This is a genomic window from uncultured Agrococcus sp. (genome assembly GCF_945915485.1).
Lineage (GTDB): Bacteria > Actinomycetota > Actinomycetes > Actinomycetales > Microbacteriaceae > Agrococcus.
This window is the reverse complement of the sequence record NZ_CAMEFJ010000032.1, coordinates 1-24965: the sequence shown is the minus strand read 5'-3', so window position 1 is coordinate 24965 and position 24965 is coordinate 1. Positions and strand designations below refer to the sequence as shown.

The 24965-nt window shown below is 62.5% G+C and carries 29 protein-coding genes and 1 other RNA gene; 14 read left to right on the top strand and 16 right to left on the bottom strand.

Going from position 1 to position 24965, the window contains the following annotated elements:
- Nucleotides 1-13 precede the first annotated feature (13 nt).
- The 3 genes from Q0O95_RS07270 to Q0O95_RS07260 all read left to right on the top strand — a co-directional run bounded on the left by Q0O95_RS07270 (nucleotide 14) and on the right by Q0O95_RS07260 (nucleotide 2556).
- Nucleotides 14-748 carry a PIG-L deacetylase family protein gene (locus tag Q0O95_RS07270; protein WP_293696829.1) on the top strand — a complete coding sequence of 245 codons (735 nt, stop codon included), beginning with the start codon at nucleotides 14-16 and terminating at the stop codon, nucleotides 746-748.
- 243 nt (nucleotides 749-991) lie between these two features.
- Nucleotides 992-1816, top strand: a complete 825-nt coding sequence (locus Q0O95_RS07265) for an RIO1 family regulatory kinase/ATPase (RefSeq protein ID WP_293696825.1) — start codon at nucleotides 992-994, stop codon at nucleotides 1814-1816.
- Between the two features lie 5 nt (nucleotides 1817-1821).
- Nucleotides 1822-2556: a class I SAM-dependent methyltransferase gene (locus Q0O95_RS07260; RefSeq protein WP_293696823.1), complete on the top strand. Its 735-nt coding sequence runs from the start codon at nucleotides 1822-1824 to the stop codon at nucleotides 2554-2556.
- 10 nt (nucleotides 2557-2566) lie between these two features.
- Here Q0O95_RS07260 and Q0O95_RS07255 read toward each other — a convergent pair whose 3' ends face one another.
- The 4 genes from Q0O95_RS07255 to Q0O95_RS07240 form a co-directional block, all read right to left on the bottom strand.
- A complete protein-coding gene (locus Q0O95_RS07255) occupies nucleotides 2567-3025 on the bottom strand; it encodes a hypothetical protein (protein WP_293696821.1) in 459 nt (152 codons plus the stop codon).
- A 48-nt stretch (nucleotides 3026-3073) separates the two neighbouring features.
- Complete coding sequence (locus tag Q0O95_RS07250; RefSeq protein ID WP_293696819.1) at nucleotides 3074-4153, bottom strand: winged helix DNA-binding domain-containing protein; 1080 nt, start codon at nucleotides 4151-4153, stop codon at nucleotides 3074-3076.
- Nucleotides 4154-4174: 21 nt separating this feature from the next.
- Nucleotides 4175-5242: an LLM class flavin-dependent oxidoreductase gene (locus Q0O95_RS07245; RefSeq protein WP_293696817.1), complete on the bottom strand. Its 1068-nt coding sequence runs from the start codon at nucleotides 5240-5242 to the stop codon at nucleotides 4175-4177.
- A 61-nt stretch (nucleotides 5243-5303) separates the two neighbouring features.
- Entirely contained in the window at nucleotides 5304-6206 is a 903-nt protein-coding gene (locus Q0O95_RS07240) for a LysR family transcriptional regulator (RefSeq protein WP_293696815.1), read from the bottom strand.
- A 42-nt stretch (nucleotides 6207-6248) separates the two neighbouring features.
- Between Q0O95_RS07240 and Q0O95_RS07235 the strand changes: the two genes are divergently transcribed.
- Entirely contained in the window at nucleotides 6249-6533 is a 285-nt protein-coding gene (locus Q0O95_RS07235; protein WP_293696813.1) for a GNAT family N-acetyltransferase, read from the top strand.
- Between the two features lie 9 nt (nucleotides 6534-6542).
- On the opposite strand, the gene dhaM is transcribed toward Q0O95_RS07235, so the two are convergent.
- The 5 genes from dhaM to trpD form a co-directional block, all read right to left on the bottom strand.
- The gene (gene dhaM, locus Q0O95_RS07230) at nucleotides 6543-7217 is read right to left on the bottom strand and encodes a dihydroxyacetone kinase phosphoryl donor subunit DhaM (RefSeq protein ID WP_293696811.1); all 675 of its coding nucleotides are present in this window, start codon (nucleotides 7215-7217) and stop codon (nucleotides 6543-6545) included.
- Nucleotides 7214-7849 carry a dihydroxyacetone kinase subunit DhaL gene (gene dhaL / locus Q0O95_RS07225; protein ID WP_293696809.1) on the bottom strand — a complete coding sequence of 212 codons (636 nt, stop codon included), beginning with the start codon at nucleotides 7847-7849 and terminating at the stop codon, nucleotides 7214-7216. Before dhaL ends, dhaM begins: the two co-directional genes overlap by 4 nt.
- 39 nt (nucleotides 7850-7888) lie before the next feature.
- Entirely contained in the window at nucleotides 7889-8893 is a 1005-nt protein-coding gene (gene dhaK, locus Q0O95_RS07220; RefSeq protein ID WP_293696807.1) for a dihydroxyacetone kinase subunit DhaK, read from the bottom strand.
- Nucleotides 8894-8986: 93 nt separating this feature from the next.
- On the bottom strand, nucleotides 8987-9865 hold the full coding sequence (locus tag Q0O95_RS07215) for a hypothetical protein (RefSeq protein WP_293696805.1): 879 nt from the start codon (nucleotides 9863-9865) through the stop codon (nucleotides 8987-8989).
- A 74-nt stretch (nucleotides 9866-9939) separates the two neighbouring features.
- Nucleotides 9940-10998, bottom strand: a complete 1059-nt coding sequence (gene trpD / locus Q0O95_RS07210; RefSeq protein WP_293696803.1) for an anthranilate phosphoribosyltransferase — start codon at nucleotides 10996-10998, stop codon at nucleotides 9940-9942.
- 169 nt (nucleotides 10999-11167) lie between these two features.
- Here trpD and Q0O95_RS07205 point away from each other — a divergent pair, with 169 nt between their 5' ends.
- Genes Q0O95_RS07205 through Q0O95_RS07190 form a run of 4 tightly spaced genes read left to right on the top strand, consistent with a single transcriptional unit; the run spans nucleotide 11168 to nucleotide 15375 of the window.
- Nucleotides 11168-11803 carry a heme-copper oxidase subunit III gene (locus tag Q0O95_RS07205; protein WP_293696801.1) on the top strand — a complete coding sequence of 212 codons (636 nt, stop codon included), beginning with the start codon at nucleotides 11168-11170 and terminating at the stop codon, nucleotides 11801-11803.
- A 19-nt stretch (nucleotides 11804-11822) separates the two neighbouring features.
- On the top strand, nucleotides 11823-12623 hold the full coding sequence (locus Q0O95_RS07200) for a cytochrome c (RefSeq protein ID WP_293696799.1): 801 nt from the start codon (nucleotides 11823-11825) through the stop codon (nucleotides 12621-12623).
- A gap of 50 nt (nucleotides 12624-12673) precedes the next feature.
- The gene (locus tag Q0O95_RS07195; RefSeq protein WP_293696797.1) at nucleotides 12674-13783 is read left to right on the top strand and encodes a ubiquinol-cytochrome c reductase iron-sulfur subunit; all 1110 of its coding nucleotides are present in this window, start codon (nucleotides 12674-12676) and stop codon (nucleotides 13781-13783) included.
- Nucleotides 13780-15375, top strand: coding sequence for a ubiquinol-cytochrome c reductase cytochrome b subunit (locus Q0O95_RS07190; protein ID WP_293696795.1), 1596 nt, complete (start codon nucleotides 13780-13782; stop codon nucleotides 15373-15375). Before Q0O95_RS07195 ends, Q0O95_RS07190 begins: the two co-directional genes overlap by 4 nt.
- Nucleotides 15376-15423: 48 nt before the next feature.
- Here Q0O95_RS07190 and Q0O95_RS07185 read toward each other — a convergent pair whose 3' ends face one another.
- The gene (locus Q0O95_RS07185) at nucleotides 15424-15603 is read right to left on the bottom strand and encodes a hypothetical protein (RefSeq protein WP_293696793.1); all 180 of its coding nucleotides are present in this window, start codon (nucleotides 15601-15603) and stop codon (nucleotides 15424-15426) included.
- Nucleotides 15604-15638: 35 nt separating this feature from the next.
- Between Q0O95_RS07185 and map the strand changes: the two genes are divergently transcribed.
- The 3 genes from map to Q0O95_RS07170 all read left to right on the top strand — a co-directional run bounded on the left by map (nucleotide 15639) and on the right by Q0O95_RS07170 (nucleotide 17963).
- Complete coding sequence (gene map, locus Q0O95_RS07180; RefSeq protein ID WP_293696791.1) at nucleotides 15639-16529, top strand: type I methionyl aminopeptidase; 891 nt, start codon at nucleotides 15639-15641, stop codon at nucleotides 16527-16529.
- Nucleotides 16529-17287: a polyphosphate--glucose phosphotransferase gene (gene ppgK, locus Q0O95_RS07175; protein ID WP_293696789.1), complete on the top strand. Its 759-nt coding sequence runs from the start codon at nucleotides 16529-16531 to the stop codon at nucleotides 17285-17287. Before map ends, ppgK begins: the two co-directional genes overlap by 1 nt.
- A 76-nt stretch (nucleotides 17288-17363) precedes the next feature.
- The gene (locus tag Q0O95_RS07170) at nucleotides 17364-17963 is read left to right on the top strand and encodes an MBL fold metallo-hydrolase (RefSeq protein ID WP_293696827.1); all 600 of its coding nucleotides are present in this window, start codon (nucleotides 17364-17366) and stop codon (nucleotides 17961-17963) included.
- On the opposite strand, the gene Q0O95_RS07165 is transcribed toward Q0O95_RS07170, so the two are convergent.
- The 4 genes from Q0O95_RS07165 to Q0O95_RS07150 form a co-directional block, all read right to left on the bottom strand.
- On the bottom strand, nucleotides 17964-18290 hold the full coding sequence (locus Q0O95_RS07165; protein ID WP_293696787.1) for a putative quinol monooxygenase: 327 nt from the start codon (nucleotides 18288-18290) through the stop codon (nucleotides 17964-17966).
- A 235-nt stretch (nucleotides 18291-18525) separates the two neighbouring features.
- Nucleotides 18526-18873: RNase P RNA component class A (gene rnpB / locus Q0O95_RS07160), an RNA gene on the bottom strand.
- Nucleotides 18874-18954: 81 nt separating this feature from the next.
- Entirely contained in the window at nucleotides 18955-19689 is a 735-nt protein-coding gene (locus Q0O95_RS07155) for a hypothetical protein (protein ID WP_293696785.1), read from the bottom strand.
- A 43-nt stretch (nucleotides 19690-19732) separates the two neighbouring features.
- The gene (locus Q0O95_RS07150; protein WP_293696783.1) at nucleotides 19733-20551 is read right to left on the bottom strand and encodes a Nif3-like dinuclear metal center hexameric protein; all 819 of its coding nucleotides are present in this window, start codon (nucleotides 20549-20551) and stop codon (nucleotides 19733-19735) included.
- 84 nt (nucleotides 20552-20635) lie between these two features.
- On the opposite strand from Q0O95_RS07150, the gene Q0O95_RS07145 reads away from it, so the two are divergent.
- The 3 genes from Q0O95_RS07145 to Q0O95_RS07135 all read left to right on the top strand — a co-directional run bounded on the left by Q0O95_RS07145 (nucleotide 20636) and on the right by Q0O95_RS07135 (nucleotide 23294).
- Complete coding sequence (locus Q0O95_RS07145; protein ID WP_293696781.1) at nucleotides 20636-21403, top strand: ion transporter; 768 nt, start codon at nucleotides 20636-20638, stop codon at nucleotides 21401-21403.
- A complete protein-coding gene (locus Q0O95_RS07140; RefSeq protein WP_293696779.1) occupies nucleotides 21400-22215 on the top strand; it encodes an ion transporter in 816 nt (271 codons plus the stop codon). Before Q0O95_RS07145 ends, Q0O95_RS07140 begins: the two co-directional genes overlap by 4 nt.
- 92 nt (nucleotides 22216-22307) lie before the next feature.
- Nucleotides 22308-23294, top strand: a complete 987-nt coding sequence (locus tag Q0O95_RS07135) for a hypothetical protein (RefSeq protein ID WP_293696777.1) — start codon at nucleotides 22308-22310, stop codon at nucleotides 23292-23294.
- Between the two features lie 7 nt (nucleotides 23295-23301).
- Here the strand turns inward: Q0O95_RS07135 and Q0O95_RS07130 are convergent, their stop codons facing one another.
- Together Q0O95_RS07130 and Q0O95_RS07125 are read right to left on the bottom strand one after the other, a co-directional pair.
- Nucleotides 23302-23991 (bottom strand): SDR family oxidoreductase, encoded by a 690-nt coding sequence (locus Q0O95_RS07130; protein ID WP_293696775.1) that lies wholly within the window; start codon nucleotides 23989-23991, stop codon nucleotides 23302-23304.
- Between the two features lie 68 nt (nucleotides 23992-24059).
- The coding region (locus Q0O95_RS07125) for an MFS transporter (RefSeq protein WP_293696773.1) at nucleotides 24060-24965 on the bottom strand (906 nt) is incomplete at its 5' end.

Sequence of the window (24965 nt, the reverse complement as noted above, 5' to 3'; positions counted from 1 at the left end):
TAGTGTTGGCGGCATGGATGAACAGAGCACGGCCGAACTCGAACGACTCGACGAAGCGGGCATCCGCCGAATACTCGTCGTTGTCGCGCATCCCGACGACGCCGAATACGGCACCTCTGCGGCAGCGGCCATGTGGTCGGAGCGCGGCATCGACGTAGGCTACCTACTGCTAACACGCGGCGAAGCGGGGATGCAGCGCTCACCGGAAGAGGCCGCTGCTATTCGTGCAACCGAGCAGCGGATCGCCTGCGAAACCGTCGGAGTCGACCACCTGACGATCCTCGACTTCCCCGACGGGATGCTGGAATACGGTCTACCGCTGCGCAAGGCCATTGCGCGCGAGATCCGAAGGTTTCGCCCTGACGCCGTCGTCAGTGGAACGGGCGAACTGCGCGTTGCATGGGGATTCGATCACGCCGACCATCGGGCCGCCGGTCTGGCAACGATCGATGCCATTCGGGACGCCGACAACCGCTGGGTGTTCCCCGATCTCAATCAGGAGGGTTTCGAGCCATGGGGTGCCACCTGGATGCTGCTTACGGGCGGTGACGCAACGCACGGTGTCGAAGTCTCCTCCGCAGCCGTCGAGCTGGCCGTCGCCTCACTCGCGGCGCACGAACAGTACCTGGCCGACCTGCCTTGGCATCCCGCGCCGCGCGATTTCGTGCCGGGCATCCTGGAGGAACAGGGGCGGCAGGCGGGGTTCGAATACGGTGTCGCGTTCGACGTGCACCGCCTCAAGGACTAGCACCGCTCCTCTCCGCGTGAAAACTTCACGGTCAGGGGAAGGGAGACGAAGGGATGGCGCACTGGGCGCGTCCGGGCTAGGGTGAATGGAGTTCCCGCGCACATACAGCGCACGGGTCGTTGGAAGGAGGAGCACAATGCAGACGTTCAACACGCTTTCGCTCACCTTCCTTATTCGCGAGGTCGGCTCCACTCACTGATTTCGGGCGGCCTCCTGACCCTGGAGTGTCATCCAATGTCTTCTGTGCAATCGAGCACACCCTTCTCATCGTCCGAATTCGCCGCGCACACGCTCGAACCCGATGATGATCAACGATGGTCGACCTGGCCAGCGGCCACCCCGACGCAGCGTGGTCCTCTCCCCCGCCCGGACTGGCTCGTTACGGCGAGTGCCGCGTTCGATACCGAGCTCGGAGTCGTCAAAACCGGCAAAGAGGCAGATCTCTTCCTGATTGAGCGAGCTGTCCCACGAACACACGGCTGTCTGCTCGCGGCCAAACGGTTCAGAAACTCCCACAACAGCGACTTCCACCGATCCTCCGCATACGAGCAGGGTCGCAGCATTCGGGACACGCGCGAGGCGCGTGCCATCAAACGCAAAAGCGCATTCGGCAGAATGGTGGCGGCCGGCCACTGGGCCGCAACGGAGTTCGGCGCCCTGTGCAAAGCGTGGGATGCGGGCATCCCGGTCCCCTACCCTGTGCAGGTCAGCGATACGGAAGTGCTGATGGAGTTCATCGGTGCCGGGCGCGTCGCGGCTCCCAGGCTCGCGCAGAGCAGGCGCAAAGGCGCTGCCCTGCGCGACGCGTATGAGCAGGTCGTCGACATCCTCGAAGGCTTCGCAAGGATGGGCTACGTGCACGGTGACCTGTCCGCGTACAACCTGCTCGATGACGGCGAAAGAATCGTCGTCATCGACTTGCCCCAGGTCATCGACGTTGCTGCGAACCCGCTCGGATTCGACTTCTTACATCGAGACATCGCGAACATTGCCGATTGGTTTACGCGACGCGGCCTCGAAACCGACCGTGAGGCGCTGTTTGCCCACGTGATGGCACAGCTGTGGTGAGATCGATGCAGCACCCGAGAACGCCAGATCCGATCTTCGCCGACGAGCGGCTCGCTCCTCTCTACGACGCGTTCGAAGGCGACCGCGCAGATCTGCTCCCCTACCTCGCAATCGTTCACGAGCTCGGAGCGAGGACGCTCATCGACATCGGCTGCGGCACCGGTGAGTTTGCGCTCCTGGCTGCAGCCGAGGGGTATGCAGTGCAGGGCATCGATCCGGCCCGGGCTTCCCTGAACGTCGCAAATTCAAAGCCGGGTTCCGCACTCGTCAGGTGGCACGAGGGAACCGTCGAGACCGCACCAGCATCGCGCTCGGACCTTGCTGTCATGACGGGTAACGTCGCACAGGTATTCCTCGAAGACGAAGTCTGGCTTCGCACCCTCGCTGCTATTCGTGAACGACTACGAGACGGGGGCCATCTCGTATTCGAAGCACGCCGGCCATCCGCACGTGCCTGGGAATCGTGGGCAGAGCCTCATGAGGAGTCCCGGGCATTCCCATCGCTGGGCCTCGTACGGCACTGTCGTGAGCTACTCGAGGTCGATCTGCCCTTGGTGAGGTTCCGACACTCCTACGCGTTTCCGGACGGTAGCCTGATCAACTCCGATTCGACACTCAGGTTTCGCAGTGAGGGCGAGCACAGGGAAGCGCTGAACCGATCAGGCTTCGAGGTTGTCGCTGTTCGCGAAGCACCGGATCGTCCCGGAAAGGAATTCGTCTTCCTGGCAACGGCCGTATGACCATGCCTCGTCAGGCGCTGACGGTGATTTCTGCGCAGATGTTCGGGGCGCTGTTCGCAGTGCAGAGACGATACTCGCCCGGTTCAGCGGTTTCAGGAATGGGAACAAGGTCGGGCCCCGAACCCGAGATGCCGATGTCGATCCAGTAGTGCTCGTCTTCGTCTCCGGCATCGGCCCAGGAGGGCTCTCCCCCGATGCCGTCGCTGTTCGCAGACATGAAGTAGCGCAGATGCCAGTCGCCCTCCTCGCGGATCTCGAGCGACCATGCGATGCCGCGACCTGTCTCCTCCGGAAAAGTTACTTCCAGCGTGTCTCCCGCTGCGACGGTTTCGGTCTCAGGTTGGACGAGGTCCGGTCTCACAACCGCGTCGGGGTCGTGTGGCCCGAGGGGTTGACTCGCGCATGCTGCGATCAGCACCGCGAACACAACGGCTGTGGTCCCGGCCGTGATCCGGCGCAATATCTTCATGCGGAAACCGTAGCGATCAGCCCTGGTGATGCGCTCGGAAACTGTGGATCATGGCGTCGCGAACGGAAACTTGGCGAACGCGCGTTCGAACGCCCGTCTACGAGTATCCGAAACGGATGCGAAAGGGTCCAGCTCGAAGCGGCGCTTGCCCGGCCTCCCCGTCCGTTTCCATGTGCCTCGCACTTGTCCGGAAGCCACTGCGGTCGGACGGAATACTCCGTTGCCGCCCGGAACGAGTCGTTCGAGATGCTGCTCGGGAGCGATGTACCCGCGATCCTGATAGCCGAGCACCAGCTCGTCGAACCCCGGCAACAGCATAGGTGCGCGTGCCGTGCGACCGGCGCCCTCGACCGATTCTGGCAACTGTGCCCGACGATAGCTCGGCTCGTCCGTGTGAAGCACTTCGATCTCGTTGCCGAAACCTCTCGCAGCTTCGCGCAACAGCGATAGGGGCAGTTTGCTCCACCAGGCCGCATCGCGAATCGTGGCGGGTCCCCGACTGCTGAAGTATCGATGCAGGAGCTCTGTCGTGGCGGCCACGCGATCGCCGTTGAACCGCGCTTCGAGTGTCGTTGCTGCCGGCAACCACTCCTCGGCCAACCGCACGGTGTTGTCGCGTTGCGCGAGCGGTCCGTAGACCGCCACTCCGGTTGCGATGAGATAGGTCAGCACGTGGTACCCACGGCCACCGCCTGTGTCTACCCCGGCATCGTCCCAGGCTGCTAAGAGGTGCTGTTTCGTGCATCCCCCATCGGCGGTCTCCCGCTCCAGAACGCGTCGCGCCGATGAGAAGTGCGCATCCTCGAGCCCGAGTGCCGGTCGGCGGCTCTCCTGCGCCCGCACAGCAGAGGCATTGCAGAGCTCGCTGACCCAGCGTGCGTCCTCGGCGGCCATGACGAACACCGTCCCGCGCATGGGGTACGCACGAACGATGGCTCCGCGATCGAAAGCCTCCGTCACTCCTTCGATTCCGGCACCGGTACGAAGGGCAATCGACGAGACCACACCGGGGAGATCCTGACCCTGCATCGCCACGAACTCCCGCACGAGTTCCGCGACGGTTCCGCCCGTCGGCGAGTGCAGGTGCTGCGCAACGATACGGGATATGACGAGCTCACGATCGGTCATGTCCGAAACGCTACCGATCGATCAGTTCAGCTGTCGAGCTTCTCCGACGATCTCTCGAACACGAGGGATGACTTCCGTGCCGTACAGTTCGATCGAACGTCGCAGTTGTTCGTCCTGCATAGGACCGTTCGAGTACTTCAAGTCGAAGCGATCGAGATCGAGTGCAAGGACGGTCTGCGCAATCTTCTTCGCGACCGTTTCCGGCGACCCGACATAGAGGGACCCGTGCTCCGCCTCGTGCTCGAATTCGTCCGCGGTCGAGGGCGGCCAGCCCCGCTCCCTACCGATCGTGTTGCGATTGGCGATCCACCGGTCCCGCAGCTCTTCGTGGGCTTTCTCGTCCGTCTCTGCAATGTGACCGGGAGAGTGCACGCCCAGCGGCATGCGAGGAACACCGGTCTCGGATTGCGCGCGGCGGTAGAGATCCGCATACGGCTTGAAGCGCGCTGCCGGGCCGCCGATGATGGCGAGCATCATGGGGATGCGCTGCTTCACAGAGCGGAGCACGCTTTCCGGCGATCCTCCGACACCGACCCAAGCTGCCAGCCGGGTCTCGGTGCGCGGCATGATGATGCCGCCCTCGACGGGCTTTCTGTGCTGTCCGCTCCAAGTGAACGTCTCCGGCTGATCGAGCAGCCGCGCGAACATGTCGAACTTCTCCTCGAACAGCAGTGCGTAGTCGTTGAGTTCATAACCGAAGAGCGGAAACGACTCGGTGAACGAGCCGCGTCCGACCGTGATCTCGGCTCTGCCGTTGGCCATGGCATCGAGCGTTGCGAATCGCTCCATCACCCTGATCGGATCGTCGCTCGACAGCACGGTCACCGCAGTTCCCAGCGTTATGCGCTCCGTAACCGTCGCGGCACCCGCGAGCACCATGTCGGGGGCGGAGATCGCGAAGTCGCGCCTGTGATGCTCACCGAAACTGATCGCATCGATGCCGAAGCTGTCTGCGAGGACGGCGTGGCCGACGTGATCGCGAATCACCTGTGCCGAGTGTGTTCGGCTGCCGTCGGACTGCGAGGTCATGTCGCCGAACGAATCGAGACCGAGTGCGATTCCGGCCCTGTCCTGCTGCTGTTCGCTCATGACATCCTCCAAATTTGAAACTTCACGATCGACAACCGCGATCACTCCGGAAGTATTCCCGCTAAGGAGCCGTAACGTACGAGGACGCGACTTCGCGAACAGCATTCACGACGTGCCCGACGGCCGGCACGCGCTCGGCGCCGGCGCGGTGTCGCAACATGAGCATCCTCCCCCTGTCCCCGTCGACCGGCAGCGAGACCACATCCTGTCGCTGGTGCACTTTGAGCCCGAGCCCCGGCAGTAGCGTGACTGCTCCAGTCCGTGCCACGAGTGCTTGCGCGGCATGGAAGTCGTCGGTCTCGTGCTGCACGCTGGGAACGAACCCGGCATCCCTCGCGAGTGACTCGAGATGAGCCCTGCACCTCGGGCATCCGGCAACCCACTGTTCATCACTGAGCGCGTCGAGCGGCACCGAACGCCTTCCCGCGAGGGGATGCTCGAGCGGCAGGATGACGAAGCTCGGGTCGGTTCCGAGATCCACTGTTGCGAGCGAAACGTCGTCCTTGTTGTCCTGGTACTCGAACACGAGGGCGAGGTCGACATCGCTCGCGGCAATCGCGGCAAGAGCTTCGGGAGGCTCGAGTTCTGTCACCTTCACCCTGATGGCCGGAGACTGCTCCGCTATGACGCCGATAACGGCTGGAACGAGATCTGCCATCGCTGACGGAAACGCTGCGAGCCGGACCGTGCCCGCTCCCGAAACGAGTTCATCGAGATCGCTCTCGGCCGACTGCAGCGATGACGCGATGGAATCGGCGTACCGCAGCAGGCGCTCCCCCGCCTCATTCATGACGACACCGGACGCATAGCGCACGAACAGCGGGGTGCCGACCTCCTCTTCGAGCGACTTCAAGTGCTGACTCACCGCCGGTTGCGTCCAGCCCAGCTCTCGCGCCGCTGCTGACACGCTGCCCGCTCTGGCAACGCTGCGGAATATCAAGACGCGTCGTGGATCAAGCTTCATACCGACATCATAACGTGCAGTTATAGGGCCTAGGATGGAGTCATGAGCGAGAACATCGAGGTTCAGCACGCGCCGGGGCTCCAGCGCTTCGAGATCACCGTGGACGGTGAACTGGCGGGTACCGCCGCCTACATCGATGACGAGGCGAACGTTCGGTCGTTCACGAGCACGCACGTGAGCGACGAGTACGGTGGCCGCGGCCTGGGTTCGAAGTTGGTCGACTACGCGCTGCAATCCACAGTCGAAGATGGCTTGAAAATTCAAGCCATCTGTTCCTTCGTCGTGAAGAAGGTGGAGGACGAACGCTGGCGTCCGCACACCGTCTAGAGGGGAGGACTATTCTCCGAAGCCGCTTTCCGCGAGCTCTACGATCGCGTCGATTGCCGCCCGGGCATCCGGCCCCTCGGCCCGAAAGTGCACCTCCGCGCCCTTGTGCAGGCCGAGCGCCATGACGCGCAGAACGGATTTGGCGTCCGCTCCATTCACCGCGACCGCGGATTCGAACGTCGTCGCCAATTTCACGAGTTCGCTAGCGGGTCGCGCGTGGAGGCCCGCTGCATTCGTGAGCAGCACCGTGCTTTCCGCTACATCGATGTCCGTGGACACTGCTTCGGCAACAGCGTGATCCGGCGTGGCGGAGGCGCGGCCAGCCTCCTCGGCGGCATCCCGCACTGAAAGCAGCTCCGCCCCGGTCTGCGCAAGCACCGCGGCCGCGACGGCACCTTCCACAATGGGTGCGTCCGCGAGGAGAATCTCCGACTGCCGTTCCTCATCCAAGAACTCGACAACGGTCTCGGCCGTCATGACTGCGCTGCCGAGGTCGCAGAGCACAACGGCTCGCCCCACTCCTGCGACCGCTGCTTCCAGCCTGTCGAAGCTCGTTCCGATACGGCCGTCATCCGTGCCGCCCACGGCATGGATGCGCACGTCCGGTGCCATCTGGGCAGCGAGTTCCGCGATGCCTTCCGCGATCTTCGCGGAGTGCGAAACAATGATGAGTTCGACGCTCATCGCTGCTCTCCGGCGGCGAGCAGGAGCGCTGTCGACTCCGCGCCGGGGTCGCGATGGCCGATAGCGCGCTCACCCAGGTAGCTCGCTCTCCCCTTCTTCGCGACCAATGGCTCTGTTTCGACCGCGCCCTGCTTGGCTGCTTCCGCTGCCGCAGTCAGGGCCTCGAGAGCCGTTCCTTCGTTCGACGCCACGGTTTCCGCCGCTGCCGCAGCCGGCAGCCACGCATCCACCATCGTCTTGTCTCCCGGCTCGGCTTTGCCTCGAGCCTGCACGCCTTCTGCGGCCGCACGGAGAAACGCCGCAACGCCCCGCGCGTCCAGACTCTCCTGTCCGGCAACTGCCATCGAGCCTTTCAAGAACGCTGTCCCGAAGAGTGGGCCGCTCGCGCCTCCCACCGTGGAGATGAGCGTTGTTGCGACAACCTTCAGAACCTCGGCAGGCAGTCCTTGCTCGGCCTCGGAGTCCAGTTTGCCTTTGACTGCTGTGAAACCGCGATGCATGTTCGCACCGTGATCGCCGTCGCCGATCGCTCTGTCGAGATCGGTCAAAGCAGTCTCGTGTTCGGCAACGGACTTCGCTGCGCGTTGCATCCAGGCCGCGACTGCGGCTCCATCGAGTGTTTCCTGTGACATCGGCATGGCTTCCTTACTTCTTCTCGGACACTGCGAAACTCACACGCCCCAGCGCAGCGATGCGGTGTGCACCGGGGCATCGAAGAGTTCGACAAGTTCATCGTCGAGTTGCAGCAGTGTCACCGATGCCCCCTGCATTTCGAGGCTCGTGACGTAGTCGCCGACGAGGGAGCGCTCCACGCGAATGCCGCGCTCGGCCAGGACTTCTGCAACGCGCCGGTATGCGATGTAGAGCTCGGAGCCGGGTGTTCCTCCCATGCCGTTCACGAGCACCGCGACGCGGTCGTCCCGCTCGTATGGCAGATCTTCCAGAATCGGTTCGAGCAACCTGTCGACAAGTCGATCCGCAGGCTCGATGCCGATACGCTCACGCCCGGGTTCTCCGTGGATGCCGATGCCGATCTCGATCTCGTCCTCGGCGAGCGTAAAACTCGGTTCGCCGGCGTGCGGGACAGTGCACGGTGTGAGCGCGAGCCCCATGCTGCGGGTTTTCGCATTCACCCTTCGCGCGATCTCGGCGACGCTCGCGAGATCGTCACCTCGTTCAGCCGCAGCTCCCGCGATCTTCTCGACGAGCAGTGTCCCTGCGACACCTCGCCTGCCGGCTGTGAAGAGTGAATCCTTGACGGCGACGTCGTCGTCGACGATGACGGACTCCACATCGATCCCCTCCGCAAGCGCGAGGTCAGCGGCAGTCTCGAAGTTCAACACATCGCCCGTGTAGTTCTTCACGATGAAGACCACGCCTGCTCCCGAGTGGACGGCTTTCGCGGCCGCCAGGATCGGGTCCGGCGTTGGGGAGGTGAAAACGGGCCCTGGAACAGCGGCATCCAGCATCCCCGCTCCGACGAATCCGGCGTGCAGGGGCTCATGGCCAGAACCACCACCGGATACAAGAGCAACTTTGCCGTGCACGGGTGCGTCCTTCCGCCGCACGAAGAAGGGCGGTTCCTCCTCAGCGACGACGATCGATTCGTGAGCGAGTGCGAAGCCCCGCACCGTTTCTCGCACGACCTCTTCGGGGTTGTTGATCAGCTTCTTCACGTCGGCTCCTCCCGATGAACAGTGATTTCCAAATCTACGCCCAAGAGGAGCCGTATGAACAGGAATTTCTGCCAGAACCCCGTGTGCGCGGCGCTAGAAGCGACCGATGGGTCTGTATACCGGGTCGAACAGCACGATCAGCGTCATCGTGGCGATCAGCAGCACGGCGATCATGCGAGCAACGCTCAGACACAGCAGGAGTCGTGCATACCACTCCTTGTCGCCACCTAGCGCGAGCGGATGGCGCAGCACGCGACACACGTAGAAGACTGCGAGAACATCCAAGAACAGCGCGAAGAACACCCAGGCCATTCGGAACTGTCGAGTCACTGCGTGTCGCGCTTCAACCAGCACGGGGATGCGAGCCGCCTGGTATTCGGCGCCGCACAGTGGCACGAGCGTTCGGCAGTAGCTGTCGAACCACGAGCACAGCACGAGTATCGCGATACCCGTAACGCCGGTAATCGACCAGATGATCGTTTCGTCTTGGCTCGTAGCCTGTTCGGAGACTCCTCCGATCTCGACAACCGCCCTGATCACAATGGACCCCTGCAGGAAGAACGTTCCGATGACGGCGCAGAAGACCACCATGGTCGAGAGCACACTGAGCGGGTGCCGCAACCGCAGCGCCATCCAATACACCACTAGTGTTGCGACGGAGACGAAGCGATACGCGTCGATTACGCCATACGTCACCGGTTGCGGGAGATCCCCGTTGACGACGATCGTCCGCGCAATGCTCGAGATCACGTGGAGAGAGAGCGCGAAGGATGCGACAGTCCTGTTCCCGAGCAGGGTCGGCGCGACGACGAGCCCGACTGCGAACAGGATCCAAGACGTCCACCGCAGCGACATCACCGTCGAGAAGTCGGCGGGCTGCGACAGCATGGAAGGCAGCGCATACCCGGCAAAGGCGCCGGAGATGACCGTCGCATACAGCAGCAGCGAGCGCATCCTGTGGTCGCCCCACATGAGCGGAACCAGCGCCCAGGGCTGAACCCGGCTCCGAATCGGCCATCTGCGATTCGGTTCTTGTTGCGCTGCCCCTAGCGGGACTGCACCGCGGAGCGCCATGCTGCCAGCTTCTCGGTCGCCTGGCCCGCATCCAGCGTCTCGGTTACTATTCCGAGCTCACGCGCGATGCGAGTCAGGAGAGGAATGTCCTTCTCTCGAGGATCGAGATGAAGGCTCCAGGCCGCGCGGCCGACCGCGGCGTTGAGCCGCACGATATCCCGAATCGGGCCTTCCTCCCCTGCGAACACCGACGCGACTACGCGGGCGTTGTGCTCTGGTTCTCCACCCCGGAAATCTTCGAGCTTCGCTCGAGGGATGCCCAGCTCGCGCGGGTCAAGCGAGTATTCGAGGACATCGCCGCGTGAGACCTCGAATATCTGCGTGTATCCGGTCGTCGTGACCTCGTCGAGCCCGTCCTCGCCCCGAAATACGAGCGCGGTCGCGCCCCGAGTGGCGAAGACGCCGACGAACTTCTCGATCATGGCGCGGTCAGCAACGCCCAGCGCACTGGCCTCGGGCCGTGCCGGGTTGATAAGCGGGCCGAGCACATTGAAGACAGTTGGGATTCCCAGGGTCTTGCGAACGTGGGCCGCATGACGGAAGCCCGGGTGGAAGCGGGCTGCGTGCGCGAACGAGATGCCGACCTCGTCGAAGATACTGCGTACGATCTCCGGGTCCTCGCTCTCCGGAACCAACTCCAGCACCTGGAGGACATCACCGGTCCCCGACAAAGAGGAAACCGCTCGGTTTCCGTGCTTCAGCACGGGAACACCGCTCGCGGCGACAAGAATCGAAGCCATCGTCGAAATGTTGACCGTCTGCAGGCGGTCACCGCCGGTGCCCACTATGTCGAGCATCTCTGAGCCTCCCGGTAACGTGAGTGCATTGGCCAGCGCGGCGTCCCGGAAACCGATGAGCTCATCGACCGTCTCGCCCTTCGCCCTCAGCCCGACCAGGAGTCCACCGATGTGCGCGTCGGAAGCGCGCCCCTGCATAACCTCTTCCATAGCCCACGAAGCCTGGCCGATCGTAAGGTCATCGCCCCGAATGAGCATGTCCAGGACAGTCGGCCAGCTATTGAAATCGTGCATGCACATAAGCTTAGATGCCGATCGCGTTGAGGCAGCACCGCTGACAACCGCTTCGCCGCCCACCCGCTTTCGCGTCTTGTTTACCGACCGCCAGCGGCCCCTCGGAAGGCATCGCGCGACGCGCGCAGGGTGGTCCGGGCCCGGTGTCATTTGTGGATAGGATGAGAGAGTGTCCAGCACCGTTATTTCGAACTCGAGTCCCAACCAGCTCGTGAAACGACCGAACCCGGTTTCGGTCGGCACGATCGTCTGGCTCGGAAGCGAAGTCATGTTCTTCGCCGGCCTGTTCGCGATCTATTTCACGCTTCGCTCCGCAACTGGCGATCACTTCGCCCAGAACTCCGCGAACCTGAACGTCACGCTCGCAACCATCAACACCATGATCCTGGTTGCTTCGTCGTTCACGTGCCAGATCGGAGCGCACCTCGCAGAGCACGGCCGCAAGCAGCGAGAAGGCAGCCGCTTCAATATCAGCAAATGGGGAATGGTCGAGTGGTTCTACCTGACCTACTTCATGGGAGCAATCTTCATCACGGTGCAGGTCTTCGAGTACGCGGTGCTCGTTTCCGAGGGCGTAACGATCTCCTCGAGCCCTTACGGATCGGCTTTCTACATCACGACCGGATTTCACGGCATCCACGTAGCGCTGGGATTGTTCGCGTTCCTGTTCGTCATCGGACGCGCCTACGCGGTCAAGCGACTGACTGCGAAAGAACAGACCAGCGCGCACGTCGTGTCCTACTACTGGCACTTCGTGGATGTCGTCTGGGTCGCCCTGTATTTCGTCATCTACTGGCTGAAGTAACGAGAGGAACGAACGAATCGTGGCAAAGCGCAAAACTTCGGGCCGCAGGCACCCTCTCGCCAGCGCAGCTCTCCTGATTCTGGGTCTTGTCGTCGTCGGCGGGATCTACACGGCTGTGGACCAGGCAGCGGACGCGCAGTCCCCCTCGCACTCCGAAGCGGCATTGACCGCAGCTGACGGCGAGGCGCTCTACATGGCGAACTGCGCGACCTGTCACGGTGTCGACGCTGTTGGCACCGAGTACGGGCCCACGCTCGTCGGAGTCGGCCCCGCTTCCGTGAACTTCCAGGTCATGACCGGTCGTATGCCGATGGCCTTCCAGGGCCCGCAGGCCGACCAACGTGAAGTCATGTTCACACAGGAGCAGTCGGACGCGATCGGCGAGTACCTCCAGACGTTCGGCCCGGGGCCGGAACGCCCGGATCAAGAGTGGCTCGACACGAGCGCAACCGGTGTCGACGTCGCGAACGGAGCAGAACTCTTCCGCATCAACTGCGCGATGTGCCACAACGTCGCCGGATCCGGTGGTGCACTGACCGAGGGCAAGTTCGCGCCGAACCTCCACAACATCGATGCAGATCACATCTACGAGGCGATGTTGACCGGCCCGCAGAACATGCCGGTCTTCAACGACAACAACATCAGCCCCGAGGAGAAGCGCGACGTCATCGCCTATCTCCACTACTTGGACGAGAACCCGAGCGCGGGAGGCTTCAGCCTCGGTTCGCTCGGCCCGGTCTCCGAAGGCCTGTTCGTGTGGATCTTCGGGCTGGGTTCCATCGTCGCCCTCACCGTATGGCTGACGTCTCGCCCTAACTAAGACCCACAGCAAGCACTTAACCGACACCCCTTGACACCGAAAGGACGAGCATGACGGCGCAGCACGATGCCGATGCAACTCCGCAGGAGCACGCGGTCGAAACAGTCGACCGCGGCTCTGCCGTGACTCAATCCGACAGCTTCAGCGATCCCGGACTTCCACCGCACAAGCCACGCCAGACGGACATCCACCCCGCCAAAGAGAAGCGCGCGGAGCGTCAAGTCTTCCTGTGGTTCCTGCTCTCGATGGCAGGATCGGTGTTCGCGATCTTCGCGTACTTTGCCTTCCCCATCACGGAAGAAGACTTCGGCTCTGTCCGCATCAACAATCTCCTCTTGGGTCTGGGCCTCTCCCTCGGCCTGCTCGGCATCGGTTTCGGTGCAGTCCACTGGGCACGCCAGCTGATGAGCGATGTCGAGATCTCAGAGGACCGTCATCCGACGCACGGTTCGGAGCAGACGCGCGCCCGCGCCGTCGAGATCTTCAAGCTCGGTGACGAAGAATCAGGATTCACACGACGCTCCCTGATCCGTAACTCGCTCATCGGAGCGCTTGCGCTGTTCCCGCTGCCCGCGGTCTTCATGTTCCGTGACCTGGCTCCCAAGCAGGATGCTGTCGAAGCCATCTCGCAGACGCCCTGGGAGACGGGCACGCGCCTCGCGATCGACCCGACAGGAACTCCGATCAAAGCCTCGGACGTCACGATCGGCTCCGCTTTCCACGTCATTCCCGAGACCCTCGATAGCCACGCGCACGACTTCCTCGATCAAAAGGCGCTTTCCGTCGTTCTCCTCGTGAGGATGCCCGAGGAGCAGCTGCACGAGACGGAGGAGCGCAAGGGCTGGTCATACAACGGCATCGTCGCCTACTCCAAGATCTGCACGCACGTCGGTTGCCCGGTAGCGCTCTATGAGCAGCACACGCACCATCTGCTATGCCCCTGTCACCAGTCGACGTTCGACGTGTCCGACGGCGCGAAGGTCGTGTTCGGGCCGGCTGCGCGACCGCTGCCGCAGTTGCCGATCGCAGTTGATGACGAAGGCTACCTGGTCGCCCAGCGCGACTTCACGGAGCCCATCGGTCCGTCTTTCTGGGAGCGACTGGACCATATCGATGACGAGCACCCGGAATCCAGCGCTAGGACGGAGGACCGAGCATGACGACGACTCGAGCTGCGAGAAAGACGTCCTTCACGTCCAAGGCCTCGAACTACCTCGACGAGCGCACCAGTATCTCCGGCGCCGTATCCTTCCTGGGCCGCAAGATCTTCCCCGACCACTGGTCGTTCATGCTCGGAGAGGTCGCGCTGTACTCCTTCATCGCGATTCTGATCTCCGGTGTCTTCCTAACCTTCTTCTTCGATCCGTCGATGACCCACGTGACCTACGAAGGATCGTACGTACCGCTCAAGGGCATCGGAATGTCGGTTGCCTATCACACGGCTCTCGACATTTCGTTCGAGATTCGCGGCGGACTCCTGATGCGTCAGGTCCACCACTGGGCAGCGCTGCTGTTCGTGGCTTCGATCGGTCTGCATATGCTCCGAGTGTTCTTCACCGGCGCATTCCGCAAGCCCCGCGAAATCAACTGGGTGATCGGCTTCCTGCTCTTCGTACTCGCGATGGCGGAAGGCTTCACAGGGTACTCGCTCCCCGACGATGTTCTCTCGGGTAACGGTCTCGCGATCATCAACGGCATGGTCAAAGGCATCCCGATCGTCGGTACCTGGATCTCGTACTTCCTGTTTGGCGGCCTCTTCCCGGGGACAGAGATCATCCCGCGACTGTACTCGCTGCACATCATGCTGCTACCTGCGATCCTGATCGTGGTGCTCGGCATCCACCTTGTGCTGATCGTTGTCAACAAGCACACGCAGTTCGCCGGCCCCGGCAAGACCAACAAGAACGTTGTCGGTTCCCCGATCATGCCGACGTTCGCCGCCAAGGCCGGAGGCTTCTTCTTCCTCGTCTTCGGAACGATCATGCTGATCGCCTCGATCTTCACGATCAACCCGATCTGGAACTACGGGCCCTACGATCCATCCCCCGTTTCCGCGGGTACGCAGCCTGACTGGTACATCGGATTCGCGGATGGCGCCTTGAGACTCGTGCCGCCCGGTTGGGAGACGGAGTGGTTCGGTCTGACCTTCACCTGGGCCATCATCATCCCCATCATCGTGATGGTCGGGTTCCTGATGCTCGTCGCGTTCTACCCCTTTATCGAACAGTGGATCACTGGCGACAAGCGTGAGCACCACCTCTCGGACCGTCCCCGAAACAACCCGACCCGCACCGCCATCGGTGCAGCGGGAGTCGTGTTCTACGCAGTCATGTGGGCTGCCGCCTCGTCCGACCTGATGGCGACGCACTTCCACGTCAACGTGTTCCACGTGATCTACGTACTGCAGGCCGCACTGATCTTCGGCCCGATCATTACGTACTTCATCACCAAGCGCGTTGCACTCGCGCTGCAGAAGAAGGATCGCGAGATCGTGCTGCACGGCTACGAGTCCGGTCGTATCGTTCGCCGACCCGGTGGCGAGTACATCGAAGTGCACGAGCCGCTCGACGAGTACGAGCGTTACCGCCTCGTCACGTTCGAGACGTACGAACCGACCAAGGAGCGTCCGAACGCGCAGGGACGCATCTCCGCCGGCGTTAAGATCCGTGGCGCGCTGTCCCGCTGGTTCTTCGAAGACCGCATCACTCCCGTGACGCAGTCAGAGCTGGAAGCTTCGAAGCACGACCACTAGTGAGCTCATGAGAAGAGGGGCCCGGACGGGCCCCTCTTCTCATGTTCGCTACCGATTCCGCTCTTCCTCGGCGTCTTCCTCTGCCCATACCTCCGCCCGCTGCTGCATGAGCTCTGGAGCATTCGCAGCTTCTTCGCGACTGGCAAAGGGTCCGACGCGCTCGATCCCGAGCGATTGCTTGCCCTCCTCGACCCGACCGGTTCGAGTGTTGTACCAATACTCCGTCATGCCGCCTCCTCGGTTTGGGAACTAGACTCGACACTATGCCAAAGAACTCCTCCGGTCACCTTATTCCGGGTGCAGTACGAACGGATCCGCTTCCTCCCCCGGCAATTGCAAGACCGGAGTACGTCGGCAAGAAGGGGCCAGCGAAGCACACCGGCGGCAACGTCTACACGGCCGATGAAGTGGCCCGCATTCGGGAGAGCGGTCGCATCGCCGCAGACTCGCTCGACGCCGTTGCATCGATCATTCAGCCCGGTACGACAACGGAGGACATCAACGGTGTTGTGTACGACTTCCTGGTATCTCGGGGCGCCTATCCCTCAACGCTCACCTACCGCGGGTACCCGAAGTCTTCGTGCACCAGTGTGAACGAAGTCATCTGCCACGGCATCCCCGACGAAACCGTGCTTGAGGCAGGCGACATCGTGAACGTCGATGTCACGGCATACGTGGATGGCATGCACGGCGATCTGAACCGCACGTTCGCAGTCGGCGACATCACCGACGAGGTCGCGGCGCTGGTCGACCGCACCCAAGAGGCCCTCCGCCGGGGCATCAAGGCCGCAATGCCGGGGCGCCGAGTCAACATCATCGGTCGGGCAATAGAGGCGTACGCAGGCAGGTTCGGCTACGGCGTCGTACGGGACTTCACGGGCCACGGCGTTGGCCGTAGTTTCCATTCGGGGCTCATCATCCCCCATTACGACAGCGACCGTTTTACCGACATGATCGAGCCGGGCATGGTGTTCACGATCGAGCCGATGCTCACGCTCGGTACTCACGAGTGGGACATGTGGGATGACGGCTGGACGGCGACGACGAAGGACAAGTCGCTGACAGCGCAGTTCGAGCACACGATTCACATTACCGAGCGAGGGGCGGAGATCCTCACCCTTTCGTCATCCGAGATCGACGCGGGGAGGCAGTGATGGCCGCGCACAAGGCAGTCGGCGTAGATATCGGCGGGACCGGTGTGAAGGCGGCGTTGGTCGATGTCAGCACAGGCGAACTGCTCAGCGAACGTCATAAGGTCGCGACGCCGCAGGGCGGCGAGCCTGAGGACATTATCGCAGCGGTCGCACAACTGCTCAAGGAACTCGGTTCACCGGATGTCGAGGTCGGTGTCACGTTCCCCGCGATCGTGCGCCACGGCAAGACGATGAGCGCAGCCAACGTTTCGGAACGATGGATTGGCCTGGAAGCCGAAACGCTTTTCGAGCAGGGCCTCGGGCGTGACATCACGTTCGTCAACGATGCCGACGCCGCCGGAGTAGCGGAACAGCAGTTCGGTGCGGCGAAGGATCAGCAGGGCCTCGTCATCGTAACAACGCTCGGTACGGGAATCGGCACGGCTTTCATCTACCGCGGCGTGCTCCAGCCCAATACTGAGCTCGGTCATCTGCAGTGGAAGGGAGAGGAGTCGGCGGAAACGTTGCTATCCGCCCGTGCTCGTGAGCGACGTGACCTCGATTGGCCGGATTGGGGCGGGGAGCTGACCGACTACTATCGACACCTCGAGTTGCTGTTCAGCCCTGAGCTCTTCGTCATCAGTGGCGGCGTATCGAAGAAGCCAGAAAAGTTCGTACCCTTCATCGATATCGAAACGCCCATCGCAATTGCGAAGCTGAAGAACAACGCAGGCATCATCGGTGCCGCGCACTTGGCTCACCTCTCCAGCGCTCGGTAGCGACAGCGTGTCTCCCGCATCCCGACTGATCGATGATCGCCCGAACTTCACTGTGCGTCGCAGCTTCGTCTCCGAAATGCACAATGCCGTCTACCTCATCACGGCGAAGTCGTCTGGCGAACAGCTCTTGATCGATGCTGCCGACGACGTCGATACGCTCGCGTCGCTCCTGCAGGAGGGAGCGGCGGACTCGGAACACCCCGCATCCCTGCGCTTCATCGTGACAACGCACGCGCACTGGGACCATACACGCGCCACTGGTGCGCTCGCCGCGCGGACCGGCGCGAAGGTCGCAATCGGTCGTGCGGATGCTCGTCAGCTGGAGAAGGAGCGCGGTGTCGACGCCGATGTTCTGCTGGAGCACGGTGACCGCGTGGAGATCGAGGGCGTTTCCCTCGAGGTCATTTCCCTTCGAGGCCACACACCCGGCTCCATCGCGCTGGCGACTTCGGACGGGCATCCGGCTCTCCTGTTCACAGGAGACAGCCTCTTCCCGGGCGGCGTCGGCAATACCGGTCATGTTCCTGAGCGGTTCGCACAGCTCTTCGGCGACGTCACGGAGCGCCTCTTCGCCGTATTCGATGACAACGCCCAGGTTCTGCCGGGTCACGGAGACCCCACGACGCTGGGCGCCGAGAGACCCTCGCTACCCGAATGGCGAGAGCGCGGTTGGTGATCAGTTCTCGATCTTGAGTTCGCCCATCTCGTCCCAGCCAGACCCCTCGACCTTGCGGGAGACGATCTTCGGTGTGCTCGCAAGAGCAGGGCGCATGGCTTCGATACCCTTGGTGAAGTGGTCGGAATTCACGTGTGCTGAGGCGGCATCATCATCAGCAAACGCCTCCACGAGCACGAATTCGTTAGCGTCTTCGACGCTCCGATACCAGTCGAACCACAGGTTGCCCGGTTCGGCTCTTGTCGACGCCGTGAATTCGGCCGTGTGCTCGAAGAACGTGTCAACGAACTCGGGCTTGACCTGGTACTTGACCACGATGAAATACATGCGTAGATCGTACCAACGCAGCACCGCTCCCCGACCTTCGCCAACTTCTCGGTCGCTGGGCGCTGGGAAGCGCTCCTGCCGGCGTGTCGTCACCAGGCGACCGAGAAGTTGACGGACAAGATGCACGGGATGGGCTGACTCCAACACGCTGCCGTGCACAAGCACGTAAGTCCGCAGGGTGCATAAGCGCGTGAGACCGAGAATGCACAAGCATAAGTTAGTGGAGAGGTAGAGGCGAATTGGCCAACCGATACGCCGGGTTCTGTCGTGGACGATCATCTATCTCGGCCGCACGTTGCCGTACGGCTCTAGCAACCAACCCGAGAACGGAGCGAGCGACTCCATAGCTCTCCTATTTGGTTTTGCTCCGCGTGAGGTTTACCTAGCCACCGCGCTCGCACGCGGTGCTGGTGGTCTCTTACACCACCGTTTCACTCCTGGCCGACTGTGCCGGTGGATCTACTTTCTGTTGCACTTGCTCGCGGGTTACCCCGGGTGGGCGTTACCCACCACGCTGCTCTGTGGAGCCCGGACGTTCCTCGGCACCGGGAAAACCCGATGGCGCGATCGCCTGGTTGACCAATTCGCTCTTTTGATCCTACATCTGTGCGGTTCTGGACGCCCGTTGTGCGAACCCGACCGAACCTTCCTGCAGTCCCAGTGCTTAGAGTCCCGATTCGGAGGTTCGTACGAGAATCGCGTTCGATGCCGGGCACATGACGACGTCGTCCGCTGCCGCACGCGCGACTTCCGCGAGCTCCGTCGCGGTGAGTTCGACACCGCCCGCTACCGACAACCTCCCCTGCAGCAACGTAGCTCCGAAGCCATAGCGCTCCCGCTGTTTTTCGTACAGCGCGAGCAGTTCGCCGGGGAGGCCCGCCGCAAGCCCCTGCCGTTCGCTCTCCAGGCCCTCCAGCTCTTCCTGCACCGTGACGAGTTCCGCGTCTCGCTCAGCCGCGAGCTTGTCACGCTTGTCTCTCAGCGATTCGGAGGCCCTTCGCGCCGACTCGAGCTCGGCTTCCGCTTGCTCCTGTTGCTCCATGAGCTCGAGTTGCTGATCCTCGAGATCGGATGCTCGCCGATCGAGCGTTTCGATCTCCTGCTGCAATGCCTGTGCGGTTTTGGCGTCGGCGCCCTGATCGAGCCGACCCTGATCGCGCGATTTCCTCTCCTGCACAAGACGCGTGTCATCGGCAACCCGTTTGACATTCGCGACCAGGTCGTCGACTGCTCCGAGCTTGTCGAGAACCGCTCTGTCGAGTTCGACGAGTTCGGCATCGTGCTCCTTGAGCGGCCCGGCCTGAGGCGGATTCGCGATAGATCGCTTCGCTCTCGTGATCGCCGAATCGAGCTGTTGGAGCTCGAGCAGACGGTGCTGGTCGTTCGGTGTTGCCTTCATATGCTCCCGGCTCTCCTTCTGATTCGTTCTTCGACTCTACGTGCTACTGCGGCACGCTGAAATCCCAAGGATCGGTGCGCAGCTCGCTGACAATCACTTCCACGCCAGGGAGCGACTCGTGCAGTTGCCTCGCCGCAGCCGGCAGCCAAAGCCATTCGCTCGCCCAGTGGGAAAGATCGATAAGCGCGGGGCCCCTCCCCATGCGGTGCCGATCACGCGCCTCCGATGCGGGGTGGTGTCGAAGATCCGCCGTAATGTACACGTCGGCGCGCAGCACTTCCTGGTGCTCCAGTAACGAGTCTCCGGCTCCTCCGCAGATCGCAACGCGTCGGACCGGCCGATCGTACTCGCCGGCGACTCGGATGCCCGTCGCCGTTGAGGGAAGACGCTGTGCGAGCGTCCGGGCAAGGGCGCCGAGCGGCAGCTCTTCCGGCAGGAGCCCGACTCTCCCGAGCCCCAGCTCCCGATCGGCGGCATTCGGCACGATCGGTTCGGTGTGCTCCAGACCGATTCGGGCCGCGAGTTCTGCACTCGTCCCGCGTTCAACGATGTCTGCATTGGTGTGTGCCGCCAGGAGTGCCACTCCCCCGCGGATCAAGTCGGTCACGATGCGGCCCTTCGGTGTGTCCGCCGCAACGGAATTCACTCCGCGCAGGAGCAGCGGGTGATGCACCAGGAGCAGGTCGGCTTCGACTTCCAACGCTTCCTGTGATGTCTCGAGAACCGCATCAACAGCCAGCAGGATGCGTTGGACAGGCGCATCCGGCTCTCCCGCAATGAGACCGACCGCGTCCCACGCTTCTGCGCGTTCCGGGGGCCACAGCGTCTCCACAGCTTCGCGCACGTCGGCGAGTGTCGTCATACTTCGATTGTACGAGGTGATCAGCACCATGAATTTCAGCTGTGATTCAGCGAATCTGCTTGGTCGACAGCGTAATGTGGGAAGGTGAGCAGAAGTACTGTCCGTGCCCTCGTAGAGCACCGGACCTTCCAGAACGTCATCATTGCGATCATCGTGCTCAACGCGATCATGATCGGCGTCCAAACGTATCGTCGCTTCGAGGGGCTGCCAGTCCTCGTCGCGCTCGACGTGATCGTACTTGCCATCTTCACGATCGAGATCCTGCTGCGCATGTACGCGCACGGCTGGAAGTTCTTTCGCGATGGCTGGAGCTGGTTCGACCTTCTCGTCGTCCTCGTCTCCTACATTCCCTCCGGTGGCGCATTCCAAGTGCTGCGTGTTTTACGTGTGCTCCGTGTCCTGCGTCTTCTGACATCCGTACCCACACTGCGCCGTGTCGTGGGGGCACTAATCACTGCGATCCCCGGTATCGCATCCATCGGAGCGCTGCTGGTGATCATCATGTATGTGTTCATCGTGGCCTGCACGATGCTCTTCGGCGCCCATTCACCGTATTTCGCCGACCTTGGCGCGTCGACGGTATCGCTGTTCATGCTCCTCGTCGGCGATGGATGGGGGTTGATCGTCCAGCCGCTCGGCGACACCGTTCCCTTCGCGTGGCCGTTCATGATCGTGTACGGCGTAGTGTCGACCTTCGTGATCCTCAACCTTTTCATTGCGGTCACCACCGAGGCGCTCCAGCAGCAGACGCACTCGGATCCCGAGCCTTCTCTTGTCGAGGCCCGCATCCTCGATGAGCTTCGACTCGTCCGCGAAGAGGTCGGCTCGCTGCGGCAGGAGGGTGAACGATGAAACTCCGAGATCGAGTCCGCACCCTTGTCGAAAGCCGCGGGTTCCAGGGCACGATCATCGCCGTCATCATCCTCAACGCGATTCTGATAGGTCTGCAAACCTACCCCTCGTTTGAGACATCGCCGCTGTTGCTGGCATTCGATGCCGTCATCCTCAGCATCTTCACGGCGGAGATCCTTCTGCGGCTGTATGCGTACGGGTGGCGGTTCTTCACGGGCGCTTGGAACTGGTTCGACTTCCTCATCGTGGTTGTCTCGTTCATTCCATCCGGAGGATCACTGCAAGTCCTGCGCGTCTTACGCGTACTGCGAGTGCTCCGGTTGCTCTCGTCTGTTCCCAGCCTTCGCAAGGTCGTGAACGCCCTCATCGCATCCATCCCCGGAATAGCGTCTATCGGTGCTCTTCTCGTGATCATCATGTACGTCTTCATCGTTGCCTGCACGATGCTCTTCGGGCCGTATTCGAGTGATTTCCGCGATCTCGGAGCATCGACGGTTTCGCTCTTCCGGCTGCTCCTCGGTGACGGATGGGGGCAGCTGATCGATCCCGTGCAGGAGCAACTCCCATGGGCGTGGACGTTCATGATGCTCTACGGAGTCATCTCGACGTTCGTGGTGCTCAATCTGTTCATAGCGGTAACGACGCAGGCACTGCAGCAGCAGAGCCAGGAGGAACCTGAACCTTCCAAGGTGGAACAACGAGTTCTCGACGAGCTGACGCTGCTGAGGAAAGAGATCGCTCGTACGCATTCGGATTTCCCAGAAGGGGACGCGGAGGGCAACTCCGAGCCCGCTCCAGCCCACGATCAGTGATCCTTCACGCGGCTCGCAGCTCTCGCACAGGGCAGAATGAACCCGCGAACGTACGCTGAGGAAACACTCATCTCGAGGGCAGGGAGACATCCGTGGCAGAGCAATCACTCCGCGAGGACCGACATCGTTCTGGCCGTGCATCTGGCGGCCGGCCGACGACGCGGACGACAGCCGCTCTACTGGCGCTGACGGGGCTTCTCGGGATGAGCGGCTGCGCGCTCGCAGGCATCGCGACGACGGACGTCTACAGCGATGACTTCCTTGCCGAACTCCGGGACACACTGCAGGCATCGGATCTCGTTCTGCACACCCAGGTGGAGCCGGAATTCTACGAGCGTGCCGAGAACATTCCGCCGCAGAACGCAGAGGTCGAACTCGCGCGGGACACCGAGATGCACGACCTCGAGCCGCTCCTGGTCGAACTGACCGTACTCGCGGATCAGCACGGGGAGGAGGTTCCGCGGCTCGATTTCACGCCGCTGCCCGTTCCCGCAGAGTCACTCACATTCTCTGGCAGCGTCGACGCAACTCAGGCCGAGGATTTGGTCGACTACCTCACGGACGGCAATTGGATGAGCCCGGTGGTTCACGTGCCGGAAGATGGCGAGCCGCGGCTCCGCGTCACCGCTTCCGTCGAATCATCCGAGCAGCTGCTGGATCTCGTCGAAATCACAACCGCTCCTCTACCGGCCACGATTCCTGCCGGAAGCGTCGTCCAGCGACTCACGATCGAGCATCCCCACATGGTGACGGGGGCGGACATCGCAGGCGGTCAGATGTCGGCCGAGTTCATGACAGCCCTGCTTGCAATGGATGCAACGGATGACGTGCTTCCAGAGGGGCTGCCGCTCCCCTCGATCGATGTCGGCTACGCCAGTTCTACGGACGGTTACATCCACCGACCATCCTTGTCCGTGCGCGTTGACGAATATGAGGGGCTCGAGCGCGACGAGATACGGCAGCGTGGTCGGGACGACGGGTACGGAGCGATGTGCGATGAACTCGCAGAAATCATCGCTCAGGTTCCAGAACTGCGGACGGGCCCTACTGATTGCAAGGTCAACAGCGTACGCCTCTGATCGGACCTCAGGCCGAATCGGGGCGAACCGTCACCGAACCGATCGAGGCCCCATCGGGGAGACGGACGGCTGAAGCGATGACGGACGCCACGTCTTCGGCGCGCAAATACTCTTCCGCGCGGTAGTGCCCGCCCTGGCGCTCGACGATCCGCTCCTGCATCTCGGTGTCGACCCTCCCGGGGTGAACGGAGACGACGCGCACGCGACCCGCTTCTTCCTCCCGTAGCGCGTCAGTGAACGCCGTGAGCGCGAACTTGGACGCGCAGTAGGCCCCGGCCCCCGCTCTCGAGGTCAGACCGGAGCCGGAGTTCACGGCCAGTACCATGCCGCGCCGCTCCCGCAACTGCGGGAGCAACGCTTTCGTCAACTCGACGACACTCACGACGTTGAGTTCGAACGCGCCGCGCCACTGCTCGGCAGTGCTCTCGAGAATCGTGCCCATCGCCTCGATACCCGCGGAGTGGATGACGACATCGAGTTCTCGCACTTCGCTGACGGCGCGCCGCAGGTCGGCGGTGTCCGTCAGATCACATATCCAGGGTTCGGCGGAGGGCAGCGAAGAGGCGACTTCTTCCGCAAGCTCGCGATCTCGACCTCCGACGAGCACGTGGTGATCGGCACCCAGCGCTGCGCAGGTCGCCCTGCCGATCCCTCTCGTTCCCCCTGTTATGAGTACGGTGGGTCGCTGCGATGTCATGTGTTCATCCTGGCAGACCTCGCGGTCGAGCGCCGCGCTCGCTCGCTGCAGTCTGGCCCGAGCAGCGTTCACTCGCTCTCGGGAAGTTCGCGCATTCGCCAGAACGGGCCGAGCACGACGAAGAGCGCGGCGAACAGCTGCCCTATCGCGCCGATCCACATCGTCGCGACTACTCCGAGACCGGCACCGAGGACGCCGGAGAGCAGCGCGGCGATCGGCATGACGCCCCACACGCAGAAGCGAACCGAAGCGTTCATGCGCCCCAGCAGCCTGCCGGGTGTGATCCGCTGCCGGAAGGTCACCTGCGTGATGTTGTAGAGCAGAATTGTAAAACTTGCGACGAACCCCTGCGCGACGAGCAACCAGAACGCGATCGCGGGGAACATTGCCGCAATCGGCAGCATGCAGGCGATGACGGAGAACGCGATCGCGCTGATCGGAATCGCGCGCGCCTCCCCTATCCAGCGAACGATCCACGGCGTGGCCATCGCTCCGACGAGGCCGCCGACCGCACCCAAGGAGAAGATGATCCCCATCGCCGCTGCCGTGAGGCCGAGCTCGCGCAGCAGGAACACCGGCAGCATCGTGAACGAAACGGTATTGAAGAAATTCGAAGTTGCTGTCGTTCCGACGATTCTGCGTAGGAACCGGTTGCCGAACACCCATGCCAGCCCCTCGCGAATCTCGATCAGCACCGGCGCACGATCTTCGGGGTCCCGTAGTCGTTCGTGATCGTGCGTGAGCATGAGCGCAATTGCGGAGACAAGGTAGGTACCCACCGTCGCGAGAATCGCGAGCGGGGCGGTGATCACCCCGATGAGCCAGCCGCCGACCGCCGGGCCACCGATGTTCGCGAGTTCGCGAGTGGATTCGAGCTTGCCGTTGGCCTCCGCGATCTGATCGCGGCGCACGAGCGAAGGAATGATGCTCTGATAGGAGACGTCGAAGAACACGGTGGCGACACCGACGATCAG

Bases quoted from the DNA above. Each gene is read 5' to 3' on its own strand.
- Q0O95_RS07155 (WP_293696785.1), bottom strand. From the start codon at position 19,689: ATGAAGGCAACACCGAACGACCAGCACCGTCTGCTCGAGCTCCAACAG.
- Q0O95_RS07165 (WP_293696787.1), bottom strand. From the start codon at position 18,290: ATGTATTTCATCGTGGTCAAGTACCAGGTCAAGCCCGAGTTCGTTGAC.
- dhaL (WP_293696809.1), bottom strand. From the start codon at position 7,849: ATGTCACAGGAAACACTCGATGGAGCCGCAGTCGCGGCCTGGATGCAA.
- map (WP_293696791.1), top strand. From the start codon at position 15,639: ATGCCAAAGAACTCCTCCGGTCACCTTATTCCGGGTGCAGTACGAACG.
- Q0O95_RS07240 (WP_293696815.1), bottom strand. From the start codon at position 6,206: ATGAAGCTTGATCCACGACGCGTCTTGATATTCCGCAGCGTTGCCAGA.
- trpD (WP_293696803.1), bottom strand. From the start codon at position 10,998: ATGCACGATTTCAATAGCTGGCCGACTGTCCTGGACATGCTCATTCGG.
- Q0O95_RS07250 (WP_293696819.1), bottom strand. From the start codon at position 4,153: ATGACCGATCGTGAGCTCGTCATATCCCGTATCGTTGCGCAGCACCTG.
- Q0O95_RS07150 (WP_293696783.1), bottom strand. From the start codon at position 20,551: ATGACGACACTCGCCGACGTGCGCGAAGCTGTGGAGACGCTGTGGCCC.
- Q0O95_RS07185 (WP_293696793.1), bottom strand. From the start codon at position 15,603: ATGACGGAGTATTGGTACAACACTCGAACCGGTCGGGTCGAGGAGGGC.
- Q0O95_RS07130 (WP_293696775.1), bottom strand. From the start codon at position 23,991: ATGACATCGCAGCGACCCACCGTACTCATAACAGGGGGAACGAGAGGG.
- Q0O95_RS07255 (WP_293696821.1), bottom strand. From the start codon at position 3,025: ATGAAGATATTGCGCCGGATCACGGCCGGGACCACAGCCGTTGTGTTC.
- Q0O95_RS07190 (WP_293696795.1), top strand. From the start codon at position 13,780: ATGACGACGACTCGAGCTGCGAGAAAGACGTCCTTCACGTCCAAGGCC.
- ppgK (WP_293696789.1), top strand. From the start codon at position 16,529: ATGGCCGCGCACAAGGCAGTCGGCGTAGATATCGGCGGGACCGGTGTG.
- Q0O95_RS07260 (WP_293696823.1), top strand. From the start codon at position 1,822: ATGCAGCACCCGAGAACGCCAGATCCGATCTTCGCCGACGAGCGGCTC.
- Q0O95_RS07235 (WP_293696813.1), top strand. From the start codon at position 6,249: ATGAGCGAGAACATCGAGGTTCAGCACGCGCCGGGGCTCCAGCGCTTC.
- Q0O95_RS07140 (WP_293696779.1), top strand. From the start codon at position 21,400: ATGAAACTCCGAGATCGAGTCCGCACCCTTGTCGAAAGCCGCGGGTTC.
- Q0O95_RS07270 (WP_293696829.1), top strand. From the start codon at position 14: ATGGATGAACAGAGCACGGCCGAACTCGAACGACTCGACGAAGCGGGC.
- Q0O95_RS07170 (WP_293696827.1), top strand. From the start codon at position 17,364: ATGCACAATGCCGTCTACCTCATCACGGCGAAGTCGTCTGGCGAACAG.
- Q0O95_RS07215 (WP_293696805.1), bottom strand. From the start codon at position 9,865: ATGTGGGGCGACCACAGGATGCGCTCGCTGCTGCTGTATGCGACGGTC.
- Q0O95_RS07245 (WP_293696817.1), bottom strand. From the start codon at position 5,242: ATGAGCGAACAGCAGCAGGACAGGGCCGGAATCGCACTCGGTCTCGAT.
- dhaM (WP_293696811.1), bottom strand. From the start codon at position 7,217: ATGAGCGTCGAACTCATCATTGTTTCGCACTCCGCGAAGATCGCGGAA.
- Q0O95_RS07195 (WP_293696797.1), top strand. From the start codon at position 12,674: ATGACGGCGCAGCACGATGCCGATGCAACTCCGCAGGAGCACGCGGTC.